At 58.8% G+C, this 14,695-nt stretch carries 13 protein-coding genes and 1 pseudogene; 6 read left to right on the plus strand and 8 right to left on the minus strand.

Features of this window, described 5'->3' with window-relative positions; genetic code table 11:
- Positions 1 to 196 precede the first annotated feature (196 nt).
- From prmA to msrP, 8 genes are all read right to left on the minus strand, one after another.
- Positions 197 to 1,078 (minus strand): 50S ribosomal protein L11 methyltransferase, encoded by an 882-nt coding sequence (prmA, locus tag SANT_RS02485; RefSeq protein ID WP_025420721.1) that lies wholly within the window; start codon positions 1,076 to 1,078, stop codon positions 197 to 199.
- Positions 1,079 to 1,089: 11 nt separating this feature from the next.
- Positions 1,090 to 2,532: a sodium/pantothenate symporter gene (gene panF / locus SANT_RS02490; RefSeq protein ID WP_025420722.1), complete on the minus strand. Its 1,443-nt coding sequence runs from the start codon at positions 2,530 to 2,532 to the stop codon at positions 1,090 to 1,092.
- Positions 2,522 to 2,764 carry a YhdT family protein gene (locus tag SANT_RS02495; protein WP_025420723.1) on the minus strand — a complete coding sequence of 81 codons (243 nt, stop codon included), beginning with the start codon at positions 2,762 to 2,764 and terminating at the stop codon, positions 2,522 to 2,524. Before SANT_RS02495 ends, panF begins: the two co-directional genes overlap by 11 nt.
- 156 nt (positions 2,765 to 2,920) lie before the next feature.
- Positions 2,921 to 4,270: an acetyl-CoA carboxylase biotin carboxylase subunit gene (gene accC, locus SANT_RS02500; protein WP_025420724.1), complete on the minus strand. Its 1,350-nt coding sequence runs from the start codon at positions 4,268 to 4,270 to the stop codon at positions 2,921 to 2,923.
- An 11-nt stretch (positions 4,271 to 4,281) separates the two neighbouring features.
- A complete protein-coding gene (gene accB / locus SANT_RS23975; protein ID WP_025420725.1) occupies positions 4,282 to 4,746 on the minus strand; it encodes an acetyl-CoA carboxylase biotin carboxyl carrier protein in 465 nt (154 codons plus the stop codon).
- Between the two features lie 21 nt (positions 4,747 to 4,767).
- Entirely contained in the window at positions 4,768 to 5,220 is a 453-nt protein-coding gene (aroQ, locus tag SANT_RS23980) for a type II 3-dehydroquinate dehydratase (protein ID WP_025420726.1), read from the minus strand.
- Positions 5,221 to 5,461: 241 nt separating this feature from the next.
- Positions 5,462 to 6,061 (minus strand): protein-methionine-sulfoxide reductase heme-binding subunit MsrQ, encoded by a 600-nt coding sequence (gene msrQ / locus SANT_RS02515; protein ID WP_025420727.1) that lies wholly within the window; start codon positions 6,059 to 6,061, stop codon positions 5,462 to 5,464.
- On the minus strand, positions 6,062 to 7,063 hold the full coding sequence (gene msrP, locus SANT_RS02520; protein ID WP_025420728.1) for a protein-methionine-sulfoxide reductase catalytic subunit MsrP: 1,002 nt from the start codon (positions 7,061 to 7,063) through the stop codon (positions 6,062 to 6,064). It lies immediately after the preceding gene.
- 139 nt (positions 7,064 to 7,202) lie between these two features.
- On the opposite strand from msrP, the gene csrD reads away from it, so the two are divergent.
- The 6 genes and pseudogenes from csrD (at position 7,203) to rng (ending at position 14,649) form a co-directional block, all read left to right on the plus strand.
- Positions 7,203 to 9,149 carry an RNase E specificity factor CsrD gene (gene csrD, locus SANT_RS02525; protein ID WP_025420729.1) on the plus strand — a complete coding sequence of 649 codons (1,947 nt, stop codon included), beginning with the start codon at positions 7,203 to 7,205 and terminating at the stop codon, positions 9,147 to 9,149.
- A 312-nt stretch (positions 9,150 to 9,461) separates the two neighbouring features.
- Positions 9,462 to 10,505, plus strand: coding sequence for a rod shape-determining protein MreB (gene mreB, locus SANT_RS02530; protein ID WP_011410020.1), 1,044 nt, complete (start codon positions 9,462 to 9,464; stop codon positions 10,503 to 10,505).
- A gap of 94 nt (positions 10,506 to 10,599) precedes the next feature.
- Positions 10,600 to 11,556: pseudogene (gene mreC / locus SANT_RS02535) on the plus strand (rod shape-determining protein MreC); the annotation flags it as partial.
- Positions 11,557 to 12,089: 533 nt separating this feature from the next.
- A complete protein-coding gene (gene mreD / locus SANT_RS02540; protein ID WP_025420731.1) occupies positions 12,090 to 12,578 on the plus strand; it encodes a rod shape-determining protein MreD in 489 nt (162 codons plus the stop codon).
- Between the two features lie 18 nt (positions 12,579 to 12,596).
- Positions 12,597 to 13,166 carry a Maf family protein gene (locus SANT_RS02545; RefSeq protein WP_038668138.1) on the plus strand — a complete coding sequence of 190 codons (570 nt, stop codon included), beginning with the start codon at positions 12,597 to 12,599 and terminating at the stop codon, positions 13,164 to 13,166.
- A gap of 13 nt (positions 13,167 to 13,179) precedes the next feature.
- Complete coding sequence (gene rng, locus SANT_RS02550) at positions 13,180 to 14,649, plus strand: ribonuclease G (protein ID WP_025420732.1); 1,470 nt, start codon at positions 13,180 to 13,182, stop codon at positions 14,647 to 14,649.
- Positions 14,650 to 14,695: the final 46 nt, after the last annotated feature.

Genomic DNA, 14,695 nt, shown 5'->3' on the forward strand with positions numbered 1-14,695 from the left:
ACCGTGTCTGCGATCAATGATTTCGGTCTTTTAGGCGCGGGAAAACCACTTTTTTCATTAAATACATAACGTTAACAAAACTTGTCTATTTTGTGCGTTAACAAATTTTTCCTCACCCCGCCGCGCGGCGCGAGCACATCATTAAAGCGCGGCTGACCGCGGCGCGGACCCGGCGGCTTCGCGCCCCGGTTCGCCTTTAGCGCCGCTGGCCGGTAATGCGGCACCACTCGTCTTTTTCGGCCACCGGATCGAGGGCGAAAGCCGCGGCATACGCCTGCGCCACGCTCTGTGCCTGGCTGGCCAAAATGCCGGACAGTCCAAGAAAGCCCCCCGGCCGGGGTAAATCAATAATGAGCGGCGCCAGTTCGCGCAGCGGTCCGGCGAGGATATTCGCCACCACCACGTCGGCATGCAGCTCCCGCGGCTGCGCTTGCGGCAAATACAGCGCCAAACGGTCCGCCACGCCGTTACGCTGAGCGTTGTCGCGGCTGGCCTGAATCGCTTGCGGGTCGATATCGATGCCGATAGCCTGCGCCGCGCCCAATTTCAGGGCGGCGATGGCCAGAATGCCCGAACCACAGCCGAAATCGATTACCGTCTTGCCGCGCAGGTCAAGACCGTCCAGCCATTGCAGGCACAACGCGGTCGTCGGATGCGTACCGGTACCGAAGGCCAGGCCCGGATCCAGCATCACATTGACCGCCTCTGGGTCCGGCACCGGGCGCCAGCTGGGGCAGATCCACAGCCGTTCGCCGAAGCGCATGGGATGAAAATTGTCCATCCATTCCCGCTCCCAGTCTTTGTCCTCCAACTGCTCGATTTTATGGGCGAAACCGGCGCCCAGCAGGGGATGGCCCTGGAGAGCGTCCACCACGGCCGTCATATCGGTCTCGGCGTCATACAAGCCGATGACATCGGTATCTCCCCATAAGCGCGTCTCGCCCGGTAGGGGCTCATATACGGGGGTATCGTGGGTATCTTCAAAAGTAACCGACACCGCGCCGCTTTCGGTCAGCGCGTCGCTCAAGGTATCGGCCAGTTGGCCGGTGGTGGTGATTTTCAGTTGTATCCAAGGCATAGCGGTTCTCGTCATAACGATGAAACGGGGGGGGCGGCCGGCCGTCCAAAACGGTTGCCCGCCAGGAACGCCAGCAGGCTTAGCGCCAGCGCCAGTACGATCGGGTGAAAGCCGCCCGGCTGCAGGTTGAAACCGGCCAAGAGGGCATAGCTTGCGCCGCCGGTTATCATGCTGCTCAAGGCGCCGGCGGCGTTGGCCCGCTCCCAGTAAAGACCCAGCACCAGCGGCCACAGAAAGACCGCTTCCATGCCGCCGAACGCCAGCAGGTTGAGCCAAATGATCATTTCCGGCGGACGCCAGGCGGCCAGCAGCAGCAGCAGGCCCAGCACCAGCGTGACCAGGCTGGATATGCGCTTTAGCCGGCGTTCGTTGGTCGCCTGCTTGGGCTGTAGGCTTAAATAGAGGTCTTTGATAATGGTGGCTGAAGATTGCAACAATTGCGCGTTAATCGTCGACATGATGGCCGCCAGCGGCGCCGCTAGAAAAATGCCCGCCAGCAGCGGCGGCAGCAGTTGCACCATCAGGGTAGGAACTACCAGGTCGGGCACGTTCAGTCCGGGCAATACCGCGCGGCCCAAGGCGCCCGCCAGGTGCATGCCCAGCATTAATACCCCTATCACCACCGTGCCGAGGATCATGCCGCGGTGGACCGCTTTACTGTCGCGATAGGAGATGCAGCGCACCGCGGTATGGGGAAGGCCGATGACGCCGAAACACACCAGGATCCAAAACGAGGTCATGAATTTTGGCGAGAGGATGCCATCCACGCCCGAGGGTGAAATCAGCGCCGGATCGATGTGCCGCAATGTTGCCACCGCCGCGCCCATACCGCCTGCGGCATGGACCACCGCCACCAACAGGATGGCGGTGCCCAGCAGCATCACCAACCCCTGGAAGGCGTCATTGAGCACGCTGGCGCGAAAGCCGCCGAAAGCGGTATAGAGCGCGATACTGATGCCGAAAATCAGCAGACCGGTATCGTAAGGGATACCGGCGGCGGTTTCCAGCAGGCGAGCGCCGCCGACAAATTGCACCGTCATGGCGCCGATAAACGCCACCAGCAGGCTGACGCTGGCCAGCCATACCAATAGCGGGCTACCAAAGCGGGCCAGAAGCATGTCGTTAAGGGTGACCGCGTTATAACGCCGGGCCAGGATGGCGAATTTCTTGCCCAGGACACCGAGGGATAACCATACCGCCGGCAGTTGAATTATTGATAACAGCACCCAGCCGAGACCATATTTATACGCCGCGCCCGGGCCGCCGATGAACGAGCTGGCGCTGATATAGGTGGCGGTGATGGTCATCGCCAGCACAAAACCGCCCATGGACCGGTTGCCAAGGAAATATTCCTGCAAAAAATTGCCCTGTGCGCGCTGGCGGAAGGCATACAACGAGAGCAGAAACACCAGCGCCAAATAGGCGACCAGCGGCACTATCACTTCACTGCGCATCGCTGTCCTCCAGCGATATATCGCGATAGATAATCCGTACCATTAGCCAACATAGGCCGATAAACAGCAGCGGTATCCACAGACAGGCCATTTCAAACCAATGGGGCAGTCCGGTGATACCCGGATCATTATCCGGCAGGTAAGCCGCCAGTAGCCAGGCGACCAGATAAGCCAGGGTCAGACCGAAAGCCCACCGTGCTTCGCGGTGAGCCTGGAGGAATCGTTTGTCCATAATGACCTTCGCCAAAAGAAGTTAACGCTTGCCGCAAACAACGCGTTTACGGCATGTCGACGGTTTGCCTGACGTTTATCGCCGTCATAGCAAAAGGCCGGTGTTTAACCGGCCTTGACGTATAACGCGCAAATATAAGGGGCCTTGCTCTGGCGTTTAGGTTTCCTGCAAGCCGAGCTTCTTCTCCAGATAATGGATATTGGTGCCGCCCTGCTGGAAATGCTCGTCATTCATGATCTTCAACTGCAAATCGATATTGGTTTTAATGCCGTCGATAATCAGCTCCGCCAGCGCATTTTTCATGCGGGCGATGGCCACGTCGCGGGTTTCACCAAAACAGATAAGCTTGCCTATCATGGAGTCGTAGAACGGCGGTACCGAGTAACCGGCATAGATATGCGACTCCCAGCGCACGCCCAAGCCGCCCGGCGCATGAAACCGGGTGATTTTGCCCGGGCTCGGCAGGAAGCTTGTCGGATCTTCGGCGTTGATACGGCATTCCACCGCGTGGCCGGACACCTTGACATCCTCCTGCTTCAAGGACAAGGGCTGTCCGGCGGCGATGCGCAGCTGTTCTTTGATCAGATCCACGCCGGTTATCATTTCGGTCACCGGGTGTTCCACCTGGATACGGGTATTCATCTCGATAAAGAAAAATTCACCGTTCTCGTAGAGGAATTCAAAGGTGCCGGCGCCGCGATAGCCGATTTCCACACAGGCTTTGGCGCAGCGCTCGCCGATAAAGCGGCGCAATTCTTCGGTAATGCCGGGCGCCGGCGCTTCTTCCACCACCTTTTGATGACGGCGCTGCATGGAGCAGTCGCGCTCCGCCAGGTAAAGGGCGTTGCCTTGACCGTCAGCCAGCACCTGGATCTCGATATGGCGCGGATTCTCCAGATACTTCTCCATGTAGACCATATCGTTATTGAACGCGGCCTTCGCTTCGGCGCGGGTCATACGGATGGAGGCGTCCAGCTCTTTGTCGCTGCGCACCACGCGCATCCCGCGCCCGCCGCCGCCGCCGGAAGCCTTGATGATTACCGGATAGCCGATGCGGTTGGCGATGGCGCGGTTTTTGTCCATATCCTCACCCACCGGTCCGTCGGAACCGGGGACGCAGGGGACGCCGGCCTTTTTCATCGCGTTAATGGCGGAAACTTTATCACCCATCAGCCTAATGGTTTCCGCGCGCGGGCCGATAAAGATGAAGCCTGAGCGCTCAACCTGCTCGGCGAAATCGGCGTTCTCGGAGAGGAAACCGTAGCCCGGGTGGATAGCCACCGAGCCGGTGATCTCCGCCGCGGAGATGATGGCGGGGATATTGAGGTAGCTTTTTACCGACGGCGGCGGGCCGATACAGATTGTCTCATCGGCCAACAGCACATGTTTTAGGTCACGGTCGGCGGTGGAGTGTACCGCCACGGTTTTGATACCCAGTTCTTTACACGCGCGCAGAATACGCAACGCAATTTCACCGCGGTTTGCGATGACGATTTTATCTAGCATTTGGCGCCTCGTTATTCGATGACGACCAGCGGCTCGTCGAATTCAACCGGTTGGCCGTTATCCAGCAGGATAGCTTTCACCACGCCGGCTTTATCCGATTCAATCTGGTTCATCATTTTCATCGCTTCAACGATACAAAGGGTGTCGCCAACGTTGACCTTCTGACCGACCTCGACGAAAGGTTTCGCATCCGGGCTCGGGGTGCGGTAGAAGGTTCCCACCATCGGCGAGCGCACAAGGTGACCGCTCATGGTCGCGGGCACGGCGGCGGCTTCCGCTGCGACAGGCGCGGCGGCGGCCGGGACCGCGGACTGCTGCTGCACCGCAGGGATATAAGCCTGTTGCATCATCGGGTAGGCCGGTTGCGCCGTAGCACGACTGATACGAACCGATTCTTCACCTTCAGAAATTTCCAGCTCGGAAATGCCGGATTCTTCAACCAGTTCAATCAGTTTCTTGATCTTACGAATATCCATGAGTGGGGTTCCATACTCTAATTAATTGGATGTGGACAGGCGTTTGACCGCCGTCTGTAAAGCAAAGTGATACCCATCGGCGCCGAGGCCGCATATCACGCCAACCGCAATATCGGACAGATAGGAGTGATGACGGAAAGGTTCCCGCGCATGCACATTGGAGAGATGAATCTCAATGAACGGGATGTTTACCGCTAACAGCGCATCGCGCAGGGCGACGCTGGTATGGGTAAACGCCGCGGGGTTGATAATGATAAAATCGGTATTCCCCCGGGCCTGATGGATACGGTCGATCAGCGCATGTTCCGCGTTGGACTGAAAATGGCTGAGTTCTGCCCCCAGGCTGCCGGCCAGCGTGCCCAGACTCGCGATGATGTCGGCAAGGGTGGTATGACCATACTTATCCGGTTCGCGGGTGCCGAGCAAATTCAGGTTCGGCCCATTGAGAAGCAAAATGTGGAACTTATCGGCCATTATGCGGCGATCTCCCTTCAATTTACGTTACCCCGTAGAAAATAACCAACGGTAAACGATTTGTCATCTTTTTGCTGACATTTCGATGCTGATTTGCCATCGGGGTCAGGCATTATAATGATATCGCGGATTTTCGCAGCAAATTACTGGCGGTATCCGCGAAGATATCTTTTAACGACCTGTTTCGGGCGGGAGCAAGATAACGCAACTGGTTACTATAACGGAAGTGAAAATTGATCTTTCACCGCCACCATTGGCGAAATTTCTTATAGCGTAGAGCCAGGAGCGCCAGCGCCGCCGCGGCATACAACACCGGCTGCGGCGAAAGGATTTTAACTGACCACAGATAGTGAATCGGCGCTAGGATGGCCACTATATAAATCAGATTGTGCAGGATTTGCCAGCGATTTTTTAATTTGCGCTGCGCCCACAGGGTAGAGGTGCCGGCCAGCAGCAGCAATATCACCCAACTGGTAATGCCGAGCACCAGATAGGGGCGGGTCACCAGCTCCCGGCTGAGTAAACGCAGGTTGTCGATCCCGAGTTCCAGCAGCGCATAACTGGCCAAATGCAGCGTGGCCCAGGCAAAACACCACAGTCCGAGCAACCGCCGGCAACGGACAAGCAGCGGCTGGCGCGCGTAGCGGGCCAGGGGCGTCACCAGTAGCGAGGCCAGCAGCAACTTAAGCGCCATGCGGCCGGTGAAATGCTGGATATCTTTGGCGGGATCGGCGCTGAAGTCGCCTTGGCTGACGGCATAGACCAGCCACAGCAGCGGCAGCAGGGCGGCCAGGTGCAACACTATTTTTAGCCAAAATAGGTGCTTTAGATTCAGACGCACTTAGAAATTCTCCCGCAGGTTCAGACCGCGATACAGGCTGGCCACACGATCGGCATAGCCGTTATACAGCAGCGTCGGTTGTCGTTTAACGTCCAGAATGCCGCCGCTGCCGATAACTCTCTCCGTCGCCTGCGACCAGCGAGGATGATCCACATGCGGGTTCACGTTGGCGTAAAAACCATATTCATTCGGCGCCGCCAGATTCCAGGTGGTGGGCGGTTTATTACGGGTCAGGCGGATATGCACGATGGATTTGATTCCTTTAAAACCGTATTTCCAAGGCGTAATCAGCCTGATGGGCGCGCCGTTTTGCGGCGGTAGCGTTTTGCCATAAACGCCCACGGTCATTAACGCCAGCGGATGCATGGCTTCGTCCAGCCGCAAAGCTTCTACATAGGGATATTGCAGGCCGCCGCCGATAAAGCTGTCTTTTTCTCCCGGCATCTGTTCGGGATCATCAAGGGTCTGGAAGGCAACAAAACGCGCCTGACCGGTGGGTTCCACCAGCTTCAGCAACTGATTGAGCTCAAAGCCTATCCAGGGGATCACCATGGACCAGGCCTCGACGCAGCGCAGTCGGTAAATACGTTCTTCCAGCGCGAACCGCTTGAGTATATCCGCCATGTCCAGCGTCATCGGTTTTGCGACTTCGCCGTCAATACGTATCTGCCACCCCTCGGTTTTCAGACCGCCGGCGTGCGCGGCGGGGTCCGCCTTATCCAGTCCAAATTCGTAAAAGTTGTTGTACCCGGTAACCTTGTCCACCGGCGTGAGCGGTGCTGGTGTATGCCACGCCGCGGGGCGCGTAAAGTCTAACGGTTTACCCGGCGGCGGCTTCACCGCCTTATCCCGGCTGAAAAAAGAGAGCAGATCCGCACGCGCCGCGGGAGAAAGGCTGAGAGTGGCGGCGGTAATACCGAGCGCTTTCAGTACTTTACGACGCTGAAAAAAAACTTCTTCAGCGGTAACGTCGGCCTCGCGCAATCTGGGCAAAGAAATCATGGCGAACTCCATCGGGATAATTTTGGTGCCGGTTTAAGTATGACGTATAAATTGCGTTTTTATTCGCTGACGGAAACGGCTATTTTTAAAGCGGCCGCTTAAGAATATCGGTAACCCCCTTTTGTTATGGAGTTCAGGGATGCGACTCAACGTCCGACTCTCGGCCATGACGGCCATGCTTTGTGCCCTAGTGACGCTGCTGATGCTGGCGGGCAGCGCATTGAGTTATTTCAGGCTGCACCAGCAACGGCTGGACAGGCAGTTGACGGCGATGGCCGACAGCTTCGATCGCTTGATGTTGACGGAGCCGCTGCCTGCCGTGGCGCCCTGGCTGCCGCTGGCGATGGATAGCGCCGGCATTACCCGACTGGAGCTGTTGCGTCGGGGGGAAACCGTTTACCACCTGGCGCTGCCGCCGGGCAGCGGACGCGGCGACCCATTGTCCGACACTCAGCGACAGCGGGAATTGCCGCTGCCGCGCCATCCCGACTACCGGTTGGTCATCTTCTACACCGACACGCTGGCCAGCGATGTTCACTCCCTGCGGGCTACCGCGCCGGTTAGCGTGGCGCTGGGTCTTATCCTCGTGTTTTTGTTTCTCGCTCTGCGCTGGCTGCGCCGGCAAATACAGCCACAAGAATCGCTGGAAACGCGGGCCAGGCGCATTATTTACGGCGAGCGCGAGAATGTGGGCGAGCAGCCGGATGAAATGCCTAGCCTGACCGGCAGCGCCATCGATCGCCTGTTGCGTGATTTGGCGCAGGCGCGTGAGCAGCGCAGTCGGGTGGATATTCTGATACGCGCTTTCGCCGCCCATGACGCGCGCACCGGGCTGACCAACCGGCTGTCGTTCGATAGCCAGCTGGCTCTGCAACTGGAGGATAACCAGGATGTGGGCGCCCACGGCGTGGTGCTGCTGATTATGCGCCCGGACCCCGAGCGGCTGGCGGAGCGTCTGGGGCCGGCCCATGCCGCGGCGATTGACGGCGCGTTAATCAATTTGGTGTCGGTCTCGGTCAAACGTTATCCAGACGCGTTGCTGGCGCACTATTTTCGCGACGATTTAGCGGTACTGTTGCCGCACTGTTCGCTGAAAGAAGCGGAATCCCTCACCCACCAGCTGCTGGGCGCTCTGGCCACCCTGCCGGATATACCGGCCGCCTGCCGCGACGATCTGCTGCACATTGGGGTAAGCGCTTACCGTCCCGGCCAGACGGCGGTGGAAGTGATGGAGAGCGCCGAGCACGCCGCGCGTGAGGCGGGGCTACAGGGGGGTAACGGCTGGTCGGTCTATGATAATCGCGTGCCGCAGCGGGCGCGCGGCAACGTCAAATGGCGCACGCTACTTGAGAACACGCTGACCGGCGGCGGCCCTCAACTGCTGATCCGCCCCGCTTTCGGCCGCGATGGCGCGCTTGACCATTACATCGTCATCAACCGCATCCAGGATGGCGCTGATACCTTGACCGCGGCCGAATTTTTGCCGGTGATGCGCCAATTGGGGCTGGCGCAGCGCTATGAACGCCAACAGCTGCTGCGGTTGATCCCGCTGCTGTCCCAACTGCCGGGGGTGGTCCTGTCGATAGCGATAAGTGTGGACTCACTCTTGCAGCGCGATTTTCGTCACTGGTTGCGCGATACCCTCATGCAGTGCGGTAAATCCGTGCGAAGCCAAATTATGTTTGAACTTGTTGAGGCGGATCTCTGTCAACATTTGGAACCTCTACGTCCGGCGCTACGTCTGTTGACCGGACTCGGTTGTTTGTTAACGGTTAACCGGGCCGGGATGACCCTGGTCAGTACCGGCTACATCAGTATGGTACCGATTTCAGTTATCAAACTGCATCCCGGCCTGGTGCGCGATATCGACCGTCGACAGGAGAATCAACTGTTCGTGCAAAGTTTGCCGGAAGCCTGCATCGGCACCCGGACGCGGGTTTTTGCGACCGGCGTGCGCAGCGCGCGCGAGTGGCAAACCTTGTTGGATCATGCCGTAGCGGGCGGCGAAGGCGATTTCTTCGCACCGATTGCGCCGTTAGGGGAGTTGCTAAAAAAATATTCACGATTTGATCCGAGATTAGTATAAAAGTCCGTGCAAAATTAACGTACAATACGCCTCAACAGCCTCACACGTTAGTAGGCGCTCACAATGCACGAATAGGTCAATTTACACGATTCTGACCCTCATATTCGTTATATTGGACGTCAGCATAAGTGATAATCTCGCACTTCGCCTGACTAAAATCCGCAGAGGAATTTTCTTCGGTTAGTGGGAATGTTAACGGGGACGTATTTTTCATAGAAGTCGCGCGTTTTTACGCCTTGTCGCTGCTTCTCGTGGTTGGTAAAGTAGGCGGATTTCATTTTTCGCCCCAGCTTGCAGGATTATCCTTCAGTTATGTTTAAAAAATTTCGTGGCATGTTTTCCAATGACTTGTCCATCGACCTGGGTACCGCCAATACCCTCATTTATGTGAAAGGACAGGGCATTGTCCTGAACGAACCTTCCGTCGTAGCCATTCGTCAGGACCGAGCCGGTTCGCCGAAAAGCGTTGCGGCCGTCGGCCATGAAGCGAAGCAGATGCTGGGGCGTACGCCCGGCAACATCGCGGCCATCCGGCCGATGAAGGATGGCGTCATCGCCGACTTCTTCGTTACCGAGAAAATGCTGCAACACTTCATTAAACAGGTCCACAGCAACAGCTTCATGCGGCCCAGCCCGCGCGTGCTGGTGTGCGTGCCGGTGGGGGCGACCCAGGTGGAACGTCGCGCGATTCGTGAATCCGCCCAGGGCGCGGGCGCGCGTGAAGTCTTTCTGATCGAAGAACCGATGGCCGCCGCGATCGGCGCCGGCCTGCCGGTCTCCGAGGCTACCGGCTCAATGGTGGTGGATATCGGCGGCGGTACCACCGAGGTCGCGGTCATCTCGCTCAATGGCGTGGTGTACTCTTCTTCCGTGCGTATTGGCGGCGATCGCTTCGATGAAGCTATTATTAACTATGTGCGCCGCAATTACGGCTCGCTGATTGGCGAGGCCACGGCCGAGCGGATCAAACACGGCATTGGTTCCGCCTATCCTGACGATGAGGTGCGCGAGATTGAAGTGCGCGGCCGTAATCTGGCCGAGGGCGTGCCGCGCGGTTTCACTCTGAACTCGAACGAGATCCTCGAAGCGTTGCAGGAACCGTTAACCGGTATCGTGAGCGCGGTGATGGTGGCGCTGGAACAGTGCCCGCCGGAGCTGGCTTCCGATATTTCCGAGCGCGGCATGGTGCTTACCGGCGGCGGCGCGCTGCTGCGTAATCTCGATCGCCTGCTGATGGAGGAAACCGGCATTCCGGTGGTGGTGGCGGAAGATCCACTTACCTGCGTCGCCCGCGGCGGCGGCAAGGCGCTGGAGATGATCGATATGCACGGCGGTGATTTGTTCAGCGAAGAATAACCTGCCTCGAAAAGGGGGGAACCGTCCGGGTAAATGCTGCAATGGGCTGTCCCGGACGGCGCCCCCCTTTTTTGTTGAGGAAAATGCCTAGTTTATGAAGCCGATTTTCAGCAGAGGCCCTTCTCTGCAACTGCGACTTTTTCTGGCGGTCATGGTGGCTATCGCCGTCATTATCGCCGACAGCCGGCTGGGGACGTTCGTTAAAATCCGGACCTATATGGATACGGCCGTCAGTCCCTTCTATTTTCTGGCCAATGGCCCGCGCCAGATGCTGGATAATGTGTCGCAGACGCTGGCGACCCGCGCCCAGTTGGCGCTGGAAAACCGGGCGCTGCGCCAGGAGTTGCTGTTGAAGAACAGCGAGCAGCTGCTGTTGGGCCAGTACAAGCAGGAAAACGCCCGGCTGCGCGAGCTGCTGGGGTCGCCGCTGCGCCAGGATGAACAGAAAATGGTCACCCAGGTGATCTCCACCAGTACCGATCCCTATAGCGATCAGGTGGTGATCGACAAAGGGCTGGATAATGGCGTTTATGTGGGCCAGCCGGTCATCAGCGACAAAGGGGTGGTAGGCCAGGTGATCGCCACCAGCAAGCTCACCAGCCGGGTGCTGCTGATTTGCGATGCGTCCCACGCGCTGCCGATACAGGTGCTGCGCAACGATATTCGTGTGATCGTCGCCGGTAATGGCTGTACCGAGGATTTACAGCTGGAGCATTTGCCGGGCAATACCGACATTCGCGTCGGCGACGTGCTGGTGACTTCCGGTTTGGGGGGGCGCTTCCCGGAAGGGTATCCGGTGGCGGTTGTCTCCTCGGTGAAAGTCGATACGCAGCGCGCCTATACCGTCATCCAGGCACGCCCCACGGCCGGCCTACAGCGTCTGCGCTATTTGCTGCTGCTGTGGGGCGCCGATCCGCGCGGCGAGGTGCCGCTGCCGCCTGACGAGGTGCATAGGGTGGCTAATGAACGCTTGATGCAAATGATGCCGCAGGTGCTGCCGCCGCCTGACGCTATGGGACCGCCGCCGCCGGCCGGTGCCGTGGCCCAGCCCGCCGCGAGCGGCTCGTCGCCGGACAGCGCGGGCGCAACCACTTCAGGCGGTGCGGCCACTCGCGGCGCAGCGGCGGGCGCAACCCCTTCTGCCGGCGCGGCGAATCGCGGCGCAGCGGCGGGCGCAACCCCTTCAGGCGGTGCGGCGAATCGCGGCGCAGCGGCAGGCGCAACCCCTTCAGGCGGTGCGGGCACTCGCGGCGCAGCGGCGGGCGCAACCCCTTCAGGCGGTGCGGCGAATCGCGGCACAGCGGAGGGCGCAACCCCTTCTGCCGGCGCGGCGAATCGCGGCGCAGCGGCGAGAGAGGGCGATGCTCACGGCAGCTCGGCGTCGTCGCGTCAGCAGAGAGAGGGCGCCCGCGCTGACGTGACCCGCCGCGTGGGTGAAAGCGCCCCTCGCGCAGAACGTCCGGCCAGCGGCACCAGCCGCGCGGCGAGTGCCGGAAGCAACGGCGCCAGCCAGGACGCCTCTGGCGCTCCCCAAAACGCCACACCGCCGCGGCGGCCCCTATTTGGCGGCGCGGGAGAGGGACAATGAACCGCTATCACCGCCACGGTGGCTGGATTATTTGGCTCTCCTTCCTCATCGCGATTGTTCTGCAAATCATGCCGTGGCCGCCGCAGCTGTACCTTTTTCGTCCCTCCTGGCTTAATTTGCTGCTCATTTACTGGGTGATGGCGCTGCCGCACCGGGTCAATGTGGGCACCGGTTTTATCCTCGGGCTGATAATGGATCTGATTCTCGGCTCAACCCTGGGGGTGCGTGCTCTGGCGTTCAGTATTCTCGCGTATCTGGTGGTGTTCAAATTTCAGTTATTTCGCAACATGGCCCTTTGGCAACAGGCGCTGATTGTGATACTGCTGTCATTAACAACGCAGGTGATCGTATTCTGGGCGGAGTTTTTGGTGATCAATATTTCATTCCGCCCGGAAATATTCTGGAGCAGCGTGGTGGATGGCGTATTGTGGCCCTGGTTGTTCCTGCTGATGCGCAAAATACGCCGTCAATTTGCCGTGCAGTAGCGAGAAAAGGAAACCGCGATGAAGGCGATATATCTGGCGTCCGGCTCGCCCCGGCGCAGGGAATTACTGGCGCAGCTAGATGTTCCTTTTGCGGTGATTAGCGCCCCGGTGGAGGAGCGCCGCCGCGCTGGCGAAAGCGCGGCAGACTACGTGCAGCGGCTGGCGCGCGATAAGGCCTGCGCCGGCCTGGCCTGCGCGCCGGAACCGCGGCCGGTGCTGGGCGCTGATACGATTGTGGTCCTTAACCGGCAGGTGCTGGAGAAGCCGCGCGATGTGCAACACGCCCGGCAGATGCTGACGCAGCTTTCCGGCCAGCGTCATCAGGTGATGACCGCGGTCGCGCTGGCCGACGCCGCGCGGGTTGCGAGCCGTCTGGTGGTGACCGAGGTGACCTTTCGCGTGCTGACCTCTGACGAGATCGCGCGTTATATCGCTTGCGGGGAACCGATGGACAAGGCCGGCGCCTATGGTATTCAGGGAAAGGGTGGCGCCTTCGTGCGCTCAATTCACGGCAGCTACCCCGCCGTGGTGGGCCTGCCGCTGGTGGAAACCTGGGAACTGCTCGGTGAATTCAACGCTCTGGCTTGAGCAAGAGGAATCTATGACAGCTGAATTACTGGTCAATATCACGCCCTCCGAAACACGGGTTGCCTATATCGACGGCGGCATCCTGCAGGAGATCCATATCGAGCGGGAAGCGCGGCGCGGCATTGTCGGTAATATCTATAAAGGACGGGTGAGCCGCGTGCTGCCGGGCATGCAGGCGGCGTTTGTCGATATCGGGCTGGATAAAGCCGCCTTCCTGCACGCCTCGGATATTATGCCTCATACCGAATGCGTGGCCGGCGAAGAACAAAAGAATTTTCAGGTGCGCGATATCGCCGAGCTGGTGCGCCAGGGGCAGGATATTATGGTGCAGGTGGTGAAAGACCCCCTCGGAACAAAAGGGGCGCGGCTGACCACCGATATTACGCTGCCGTCGCGCTATTTGGTCTTTATGCCGGGGGCCGCCCACGTCGGCGTGTCGCAGCGTATCGACAGCGAGGCGGAGCGTGAGCGTTTAAAACAGATCGTGGCGCACTACTGCGACGAGCAGGGCGGTTTTATCATCCGTACCGCCGCCGAAGGCATCGGCAATGAAGAGCTGTCTCAGGACGCCGCCTTTCTCAAACGGCTGTGGACAAAAGTCATGGAGCGCAAGCGCCGCAATCAGACCCGCTATATGCTGTATGGCGAGTTGGCCCTCGCCCAGCGCATATTGCGTGACTTCGCCGGGGCGGCGCTGGACCGTATCCGGGTCGACTCACGGCTGACGCACGAATTGCTGCTGGAGTTTACCGCCGAATATATTCCGGAAATGACCGCCAAGCTGGAGTATTACAGCGGCAAGCAACCGATCTTTGATCTCTATGATGTAGAAAATGAAATTCAGCGGTCCCTTGAGCGTAAGGTCGAGCTTAAATCCGGCGGCTATCTGATCATTGATCAAACCGAAGCGATGACCACTATCGATATCAATACCGGCGCCTTTGTCGGCCACCGCAATCTCGACGAAACGATCTTCAACACCAATATTGAAGCCACGCAGGCCATTGCGCGCCAGCTGCGGCTGCGTAATCTCGGCGGCATTATCATTATTGATTTTATCGATATGGGCAATGAGGAGCACCGTCGGCGGGTGCTGCATTCCCTTGAGCAGGCGCTGAGTAAAGATCGGGTGAAAACCGGTATCAATGGGTTTTCACAATTGGGACTGGTGGAGATGACGCGCAAACGCACGCGTGAAAGTATTGAACATGTGCTGTGTAGCGAGTGTCCTACCTGTCACGGCCGCGGGACGGTGAAAACCATTGAAACGGTTTGCTATGAAATCATGCGCGAAATCGTGCGCGTGCACCATGCTTACGACTCCGATCGTTTTCTGGTCTATGCGTCGGCTGCGGTAGGTGAAGCGCTGAAAAGCGATGAATCTCACGCGCTGGCCGAGGTGGAAATTTTCGTCGGCAAGCAGGTGAAAGTCCAGATAGAGCCGCTTTACAGCCAGGAACAGTTCGATGTGGTGATGATGTAAGCCGTTGCCGCCAGGCAGATCTGTAACCAGTAAAAGCCGTCACGTC

This window comes from Sodalis praecaptivus (genome assembly GCF_000517425.1).
In the GTDB taxonomy this organism is placed as follows: domain Bacteria; phylum Pseudomonadota; class Gammaproteobacteria; order Enterobacterales; family Enterobacteriaceae; genus Sodalis_A; species Sodalis_A praecaptivus.

What these genes read in the sequence shown, in the direction of transcription:
- csrD (WP_025420729.1), top strand. Translation starts at nt 7,203, where the DNA reads ATGCGACTCAACGTCCGACTCTCGGCCATGACGGCCATGCTTTGTGCC.
- mreB (WP_011410020.1), top strand. Translation starts at nt 9,462, where the DNA reads ATGTTTAAAAAATTTCGTGGCATGTTTTCCAATGACTTGTCCATCGAC.
- accC (WP_025420724.1), bottom strand. Translation starts at nt 4,270, where the DNA reads ATGCTAGATAAAATCGTCATCGCAAACCGCGGTGAAATTGCGTTGCGT.
- prmA (WP_025420721.1), bottom strand. Translation starts at nt 1,078, where the DNA reads ATGCCTTGGATACAACTGAAAATCACCACCACCGGCCAACTGGCCGAT.
- mreD (WP_025420731.1), top strand. Translation starts at nt 12,090, where the DNA reads ATGAACCGCTATCACCGCCACGGTGGCTGGATTATTTGGCTCTCCTTC.
- msrP (WP_025420728.1), bottom strand. Translation starts at nt 7,063, where the DNA reads ATGATTTCTTTGCCCAGATTGCGCGAGGCCGACGTTACCGCTGAAGAA.
- panF (WP_025420722.1), bottom strand. Translation starts at nt 2,532, where the DNA reads ATGCGCAGTGAAGTGATAGTGCCGCTGGTCGCCTATTTGGCGCTGGTG.
- rng (WP_025420732.1), top strand. Translation starts at nt 13,180, where the DNA reads ATGACAGCTGAATTACTGGTCAATATCACGCCCTCCGAAACACGGGTT.
- aroQ (WP_025420726.1), bottom strand. Translation starts at nt 5,220, where the DNA reads ATGGCCGATAAGTTCCACATTTTGCTTCTCAATGGGCCGAACCTGAAT.
- SANT_RS02545 (WP_038668138.1), top strand. Translation starts at nt 12,597, where the DNA reads ATGAAGGCGATATATCTGGCGTCCGGCTCGCCCCGGCGCAGGGAATTA.
- accB (WP_025420725.1), bottom strand. Translation starts at nt 4,746, where the DNA reads ATGGATATTCGTAAGATCAAGAAACTGATTGAACTGGTTGAAGAATCC.
- SANT_RS02495 (WP_025420723.1), bottom strand. Translation starts at nt 2,764, where the DNA reads ATGGACAAACGATTCCTCCAGGCTCACCGCGAAGCACGGTGGGCTTTC.